Raw genomic sequence first — 7,544 nt, forward strand, 5'->3', positions numbered from 1 at the left:
GAGGAACAAATAGCGCGGCTTGCCGTCGAGCACCGGCGCCCAGACCTGGCACAGAACGCGGGCAAGCTGCACGCGCTGCTGCTCGCCGCCGGACAGCTCCTGGTAGAAGCGGCCGGCAAAGCCGTCGAGGTCGACGCGAGCCAGCGCCCGTTCGGGCAGGCGCTGGTCCTCGCCGGGCAGCGCGCCGGAGCGCCCGCCGACCAGGCCGAGCCTGACGATCTCACGCACGGTGAACGGGAAGGACAGCGTCGCCGCCTGCGGCAGCACAGCGCGCACCGTCGCCGCCTCGACCGGCTTCATCGCCGATAGATTGCGGCCATTGATGGTGACCTCTCCCGAATAGCCAAGATCGCCGGACAGTGCTCTGAGGAAGGTCGTCTTGCCCGAACCGTTGGGGCCGACGATGGCCGCGATTTCGCCGGGCCGCGCCGCGAAATCGACATTGGCGACAATGCGCTTGCCGCCGATCGCCACCGAGACATCGCGCGCTTCGATCATAAAAACCCTCTTAGAGACTGTTTCGAAATTCGCTCTGGCGAGTCATCTGGTGGTGGTTTCGAGAACCGGAGCGGAGCGGACATTGGGGTCCGTGAGCACCGGAAGCGCAGAAAACGCCATTAGATGGCCGCCAGAGTAGAGTTTCCAAACGGTCTCTCACAGGTCGATGACGCCGCGCTTACGCAGCAGGACCCACAGGAAGAACGGCGCACCGGCGACCGCGGTGACGATGCCGATCGGCAATTCGGCCGGGGCCACGATGGTGCGGGCAACGGCGTCGGCCAACAGCAGCAGCGCGGCGCCGAGCAGTGCCGATGCCGGCAGCAGGTAACGGTTGTCGGGGCCGATCAGCAGACGCAGCAGATGCGGCACGACGATGCCGACGAAACCGATGCCGCCGCTGACAGCGACCGACGCGCCCACCGCCGCCGAGACGCCGACAATCGCGGTGTATTTCAGCCGCTGCACCGGGATGCCGAGATGGCCGGCCGTGGCCTCGCCGAGCGCCAGCGCGTTGAGGCCGCGCGCCAGGAACGGCATTGCCGCCAGCGCCAGCGCGATAACCGGCCCGACCGAGCCGATCTTCTGCCAGGTTGCGCCACCCAGCGAGCCGAGCTGCCAAAAGGTCAGGTCGCGCAATTGCCGGTCGTCGGCCATGAAGATCAGGATGCCGGTCAGCGCCATGGCAAGCGCCGCCAGCGCGATGCCGGCGAGCAGCATGGTCGCGACCGAGGTCCGGCCTCGCCGTGTCGCGACCTGATAGAGCAGCAATGTCGTCGCCAGCCCGCCGCAGAACGCAGCCAGCGGCAACGCCAGCGTGCCGAGCGCCGAAGTCAGCGGCGCCAGCATGGTCGAGCCAAGCACGATGACGGCGACCGCACCGAGGCTCGATCCGGCCGAAACGCCGATCAGGCCGGGGTCGGCCAGCGGATTGCGAAACAGCCCCTGCATGACGGCACCGGACACGGCAAGCGATGCGCCGATCAGCACGCCCAGAATGATGCGCGGCAGACGGATGTCATTGATGATCAGGCGGTCGCGGGCGCTCAACGCCGCGTCGCCGGGCAGCGCGCCGAACAGCCAGTCGTGCATGACGCCGATGGCCGAGGCATCGGATGCGCCGGAGGTCAGCGACAACAGCACGGCGATAGCCAGCCCGACGCAGAGCAGCAGGATGACGAGGTGGGCCCGCCGCGAGCGGTCACCCTCGGCTGCCGTCACCATAATTCCCGCCGCACCAGCGATCGCATGATCCGCCATCGCGCTCAATCCGTGACCTGGCTGCCATAGAGCGAGACGGCGAGATCGTGGATGGCGTCGGCCGTGCGCGGGCCGAAGCCGAGCAGATAGCCGCCGTCCATGCGGATCAGCTTGCGGGCGGCACCCGCCGGCGTCGAGGCCACGGCAGGGTTCGAAAACAATTCGTCATCCGCGGTTGCCGGCCCGGCATTGTTCATCATCAGGATCACGTCGGGCCTGGCGGTGATGACTGCCTCGTCCGACAATTGCTTGTAGCCGGCAAAGCCGTCGATGGCGTTGATGCCGCCCGCAAGCTTGATGATGCCGTCGGCTGCGGTGTCGCTGCCGGCGGCAAGCAGCTTGCCGCCCTGCATCGACAGCACGAACAGGATGCGCTTGCGCTCCTTGATCGAGGCGGTCTGCTTTTCAGCTGCCTTCAGCTTGGCGTCGATCTGGGCTGCCAGCGCATCGGCCTTGGCCTCGACGCCGAGCGCCTTGCCGACGATGTGGATCTTTTCGAGAATGCCTTGACTATCATAGCGCTCGGCCACCTCGATGAACGGGACGCTTGATTTCTTCAAGACGTCGACGGCTTCCTTCGGTCCGCTGCCGTGCAGGGCCAATATACCCGATGGATTGACCGACAGCACACCCTCCGGCGACAGCTGGCGCATGTAGCCGACATCCGGCAGCTCCACCGCCGCTTGCGGATAGCGGCTGGTCGAATCGCGCGCGACAAGGCGATCCTGTTCGCCGAGCGCATAGACGATCTCGGTGATCGAGCCGCCGATGGCCACGATCCTCGAACGGTCGGCGAAAGTCGCGATGCCTTCGGCGGCCTGAGCCGGCATCAGCGCGGCGAACGCCAGCAAAACAGCGGCCGCAGGACCAGGCGTCGACCTGGAGACCGATGCCAGCCTGGAGAAAAGAACCATCATCGTTTCCTCAGGCTGCGGTCGGGCTTGGGATACGCGGCAGGTTTTCGGCCAAAAAGCGCCAGTCTTCGCGCTCGCTTTCGCCTTCATGCCGCTTACCGAAGAACTGGATGATCATCTTGCCGTCGGCGCCATAGACTTCGAGCGAGGTGACATGGCCGTCCTTGGTCGGCTTGCGCACGGCCCAGACCTCATCGATGTGGTCGGTCCGCAGGTGCAGATGGAAGGATTCGTCGAGCACGTTGAGCCATGTTCCCATCGGCTTGATCGAGGCGACGGGGCCGGAATGGATCTGGATGCAGCCGCGATTGCCGACAAAGCACATGATCGGCATGGCGCCAGCAGCGGCGTGGTTGAACATGGCGCTCACCGCATCCTTATCGACCAGCCAGGCGTAGTCCTGGCCGACCAAGCGCACCGCCTGGCGGCGGCTGAGCTTCAGTGTCTTCAACATGCCGAAGAACTGATGCACGTCGGTCAGCTGGCTCCAGCGGTCGCGCAGATCGTCGACGCTCGCCGAATTGTCCGCAGTCTCGGTCTCGTCAGCCATGCCTGCTGAAATCGCCACCGTCGGCTCCTGGTTCGGCGATTCCAGCCCGGCCACCAGCTTCTGATAGGCGTAGAGGTTGGAGGCTGGCCTGAGATGCACCTTGTGCACCGCCTCGCCTGCGGTGTCGAAGAACTGCAGGCTGCGGCGGATGTCGGCGCCATCGCGCTTTTCCACGGCAAAGCCATGCGCCCAGACTTTTGGGAAAATGCGCAGGTCGATGTTTTCGCCGAGCACCATGGCATTGTGATTACCGGTGACGGTCTTGTCGTACACGCCGATCTTCTCGTGCACCGCGCTTTCGTTGCGGGTCAGCGCCATCACCTCACCGACAGCTTCGAGGCCAGTCAAGAGGTCATTGACACGCGGCTCGACCCGCACGACCCCGTCGCCGCAATGCGCGGCGACCAGTTCGGCCTCCGAAACACCAAGCTGGGCGGCGAGGTCGCGCTCGCGCATCTTCGGATTGTCTGCCCGTGCCCGCCGGATCTCGTGCGGGGCGGGTTTTACGCGCTGGTCCATTTCCACCACCTACTTGTTGAGGATGAGCTTGCCCTGCCGGGTGATCTTCAGCCGATACAGCGCACCGTGATGTTCGATGCCGATCTCGTGCTCGCCCTGGAACAGCGTGTTGCTGGACAGCGTTCTCACGGCCGATTGGACCCGGTCGAAACGGACGGGATTTTCGTCGGAACGGCGGACGCGATAGCGAAAGTCGCTGGGATTGTGCGTGTTCATTGGTTCGATCCCTTTCCTGTGCCGGGCATCTGGCTCGGCGCCTGCGTGAAATGCCGATTCAATTCTTGACTCGAATGGTCATGTTATCTAGCAGTGCAATACCGGAGTAAATGAGTCAACATTTAAGACGCCGGACGCGATGAAAAATGCCAGCGAGCCCCAAGCCAGCCAGCATCGAACATGGATTCTTGGAGTTGCAGCATGGGGTTGGCGAATTGGGGACGGCTGGCGGGCAGCGGCCTGGCACATTGTTCTATGACAAGCAAAATGGCCGCATTGCTGGCCGGCGCGGCGGCGATCCCGCTGCTCGCCACATCGGCCGGCGCCCAGCAGACCGCCCAGCCAGCAACCGACCAGCAGCAGACTGACCCGTCGCAACAGCCCGAACAGGCAAAGCCGGCCCCCGGCACCACGCTGCTCGACAAGATCCTGATCCTCAGCCGCACCGGCGAGACGGCGATCGAATCGCTTGCTTCAGCCAGCCATGTCGACGAGGAACAACTCGAGCGCCGCATGGCGACGACGCCCAACGAGATGCTGTTCGGTGTGCCGGGTGTCGCCGTCCAGGCCGACGCAAGCCGTGTCAGTTCCAGCATCAACATCCGCGGCCTGCAGGACTTCGGCCGCGTCTCCGTCATCGTCGACGGCGCCCGTCAGAATTTCCAGCGCTCGGATCATGGCACGCAATCGACCTTCTACATCGATCCCGAATTGATCAAATCCGTCGATGTGATCCGCGGCCCGGTCGCCAATACCTACGGCTCCGGGGCGATCGGCGGCGTCGTCTTTTTCGACACCAAGGATGCGCAGGATTTCCTCAAGCCCGACGAGACCTGGGCGGCATCCGCGACCGGGCGCTACGAAACCAACGGCGAAGGCTGGACCACCAGCGCCACCGGCGCGTACCGGATCAACGAGAACTGGGACGTGCTCGGCAGCATCGTCTACCGCGACTATGACGACTACAAGCATGGCGGCGGCGACACTGTAGCGGGCACCGGCTTCGACGTCTTGAGCGGTCTCCTCAAGACGACCATCCGCACCAGCGAAAACAGCGAGCTGAAGCTGGGTTGGATCGGCTCGAACGACGGATGGACGGAGACCAGCGGCAGCGCGCCGGTGAACGACGCCGACCTGAAGGCGAATACATTCACGGCCCGCTACAACATCACCGACGAAGACAAGAGCTGGCTCGATCTCCACGTCAACGCGTCTTACAACAAGACCAAGCTCGATCTCACGACCCTTGTCGCGCAAAACCGGTTTGATCCGGTCACCGGCCTGCCTGTGGTTCTGCCGGCGGGTTCGAAATCGACGTTCGACATCGGCACCTCCGGCATCGACATCTGGAACACGTCGAGATTCGAGACCGTCGGGATTGCGCATGAGCTGACCTATGGCGGCGACTGGATTGGCGATGATGTTGAGACAGGCGGCACGGCAGGCGGCGACAGTTTCTACACGCCCTCGGGCGATAGAAACGTCTCCGGCGCTTACGTTCAGGACAAACTCACCTGGGACTGGCTCGAGGTCATCGCCGGGCTGCGTTACGACAGCTACAAGCTTGACAGCGATGTCGGCGAAACCTCTGGCGACCGGCTGTCGCCACGCATCACAGTAGGCATTTCACCCTTCGAAAGCGCCAGCCTTTCCGGGCTGCAATTCTACGGTACCTACGCGGAAGGCTATCGTTCTCCGTCGCTGTCGGAGACCCTGATCAGCGGCAACCATCCAGCCGGCGTCAGCTTCCCATTCCTCCCCAATCCCAATCTCAAGCCCGAAACCGGCAGGACCGTGGAATTCGGCGTCAATTACAGCACCAACGGCGTCATTGAGGCCGACGACGCGCTGCGGCTGAAGGCGGCCTATTTCAACAACAATGTCGACGATTACATCGACGGCGTAACGCTATCGGCGTTCGACCCGACCAGCGGCTGCCCGTTCGGTCCCGGCATCCCGATCTGCTTCCAGTATCAGAATTTCGCCAAGGCCAAGATCCACGGCTTCGAGATGGAGGGCGTCTATGACGCAGCCTGGGGCTTTGCCGGCCTTTCCGCCTCGTTCACCGATGGCCACACGATTTCCTATGAAGGCGAACGGGCGGACCTTGTCACCGTCCCCTCTTCCCAGATCACCGGGCAACTCGGCTTTCGCTTTCTCGAGGACAGGCTGACCATCGGCGGTGAGGTGCAATACAACGGCAAGCCGCAGGGCTACGCGGTGGCCAAGGACTATACGCTGGTCAATGCCTTCGCCAGCTACCAGGCGACCGACAATTTCAAGGTCGATTTCCGCGCCGACAATCTGTTCGACGTCAAATATGCCAACCCGCTGAACGCGTCGACCACGAGTGTCGTCTACGAGCCCGGCGTTACGCTGAAGCTGGCGGCGACCATGAGGTTTGGAGGCTGACGACAATGACAGGCATGACAGCATCCCTTCGTCTGTTCGCCGTGGTGCTGGCAATATCGCTTGCGGCGGCTCCGGCGTGGACACAACAGCAAGCGCCGGCGCTGATCCTCGAGCTCAACGGCGCGCAGCCTTCCGACAAGGGTTGCCGCCTGGCCTTCGTGGTCACCAACAATGTCGGCGCCGGTCTGTCCAAGGCGGCGTTTGAGATCGCCTTGTTCAACGAGGCCGGCGTCGTCGACCGGCTGACCGTGCTCGATTTCAAGGAGCTGCCGGCAGGCAAGACCAAGGTGACGCGTTTCGACCTTGCCGGCACCGATTGCGGCAAGGTCAGCCGCGTGTTGATCAATAGCGCCACGGAATGCGCCGGTGCCGAGCCAAATGCCTGCATGCGCGGGCTGAACACGCAGACCAGGACCGGCATCGCCTTCGGGGTCTGAATTGGGACTGGAACCCGCATTCGCGCGAAACACCGTGGCGTGGCCACTAGCCGGTTTCCTGTCGCCGGAACCGGACGATCCGGATTTCGCCATCCCGCGCGGGGCGCTGCGTGTTTCGTCGCGCGACAGGCCGGAAGACAGTTACATCGCCGATGCGGACGGCGACTTGACTCCGGTGCCTGGGGAGCCATTGCGGCAGGCACGACAGAAGCAGCGGCGCCGCAACTGGGCGGTGGCGATCGCCTGCTCTTGCGCATTCCACGTAGCAGTGGCGCTGGCCTTTCTCACGCTGCCGGACGACCGGCCAAGGATCGAAGGTGCCAACCAGCAAGGAGAAATGCTGCGAGGCGCCGATCCGCAGCAGGCGGCCGGCGATGTCGGAGACGACCCGGAGGTGGCCAACGTAACGATGGTGACCATGCTCGACGCCAAGCCCGTCGAAATGGTCGAGGCGCAGGCGACCGCGGCGGAGGAGACACTCCAGCCGGTCACTGACGCGGCCGAAGCATCGGGAACAGAAGTGGTCGAGCCGGTCAGCGAGGCCGCCACGGAAACTGCCGCCGCCCTTGCCGGACGCACAGAGCCGGCACCTGCCCAAGCCGTCCAGCCTGCCCGCCAGGACCCATCGCCCGACATTCTTGCGACCGACAGGCTGGTGCCTGCCGACGACAATGCCGTGCCGCCGCCAGTCAGCGCGGTCGAAACGGCCGAGCCTGCCGAGACAGATGCACCAGCACC

7 protein-coding genes and 1 pseudogene are annotated in these 7,544 nt (G+C 64.1%); 3 read left to right on the forward strand and 5 right to left on the reverse strand.

Annotated features, from left to right (window positions below):
- The 5 genes from E5W70_RS28760 to hemP form a co-directional block, all read right to left on the reverse strand.
- Nucleotides 1-498 (reverse strand): ATP-binding cassette domain-containing protein (locus tag E5W70_RS28760; protein ID WP_292664686.1); only part of this gene is annotated, 498 nt, incomplete at its 3' end.
- 156 nt (nucleotides 499-654) lie between these two features.
- Entirely contained in the window at nucleotides 655-1,758 is a 1,104-nt protein-coding gene (locus tag E5W70_RS28765; protein WP_292664687.1) for an iron ABC transporter permease, read from the reverse strand.
- A gap of 5 nt (nucleotides 1,759-1,763) precedes the next feature.
- Complete coding sequence (locus tag E5W70_RS28770) at nucleotides 1,764-2,672, reverse strand: hemin ABC transporter substrate-binding protein (protein ID WP_292664692.1); 909 nt, start codon at nucleotides 2,670-2,672, stop codon at nucleotides 1,764-1,766.
- Between the two features lie 10 nt (nucleotides 2,673-2,682).
- Nucleotides 2,683-3,741 carry a hemin-degrading factor gene (locus tag E5W70_RS28775; protein ID WP_292664688.1) on the reverse strand — a complete coding sequence of 353 codons (1,059 nt, stop codon included), beginning with the start codon at nucleotides 3,739-3,741 and terminating at the stop codon, nucleotides 2,683-2,685.
- A 9-nt stretch (nucleotides 3,742-3,750) separates the two neighbouring features.
- The gene (gene hemP, locus E5W70_RS28780; RefSeq protein WP_292664689.1) at nucleotides 3,751-3,957 is read right to left on the reverse strand and encodes a hemin uptake protein HemP; all 207 of its coding nucleotides are present in this window, start codon (nucleotides 3,955-3,957) and stop codon (nucleotides 3,751-3,753) included.
- Between the two features lie 267 nt (nucleotides 3,958-4,224).
- Here hemP and E5W70_RS28785 point away from each other — a divergent pair, with 267 nt between their 5' ends.
- The 3 genes and pseudogenes from E5W70_RS28785 to E5W70_RS28795 form a co-directional block, all read left to right on the forward strand.
- Entirely contained in the window at nucleotides 4,225-6,369 is a 2,145-nt protein-coding gene (locus tag E5W70_RS28785; RefSeq protein ID WP_292664690.1) for a TonB-dependent hemoglobin/transferrin/lactoferrin family receptor, read from the forward strand.
- Nucleotides 6,370-6,374: 5 nt separating this feature from the next.
- Complete coding sequence (locus tag E5W70_RS28790) at nucleotides 6,375-6,806, forward strand: hypothetical protein (protein ID WP_292664691.1); 432 nt, start codon at nucleotides 6,375-6,377, stop codon at nucleotides 6,804-6,806.
- Between the two features lie 34 nt (nucleotides 6,807-6,840).
- Nucleotides 6,841-7,544, forward strand: a pseudogene (locus E5W70_RS28795) (hypothetical protein); the annotation flags it as partial.

This window comes from Mesorhizobium sp., assembly GCF_005063415.1.
Classification (GTDB): Bacteria; Pseudomonadota; Alphaproteobacteria; order Rhizobiales; family Rhizobiaceae; genus Mesorhizobium.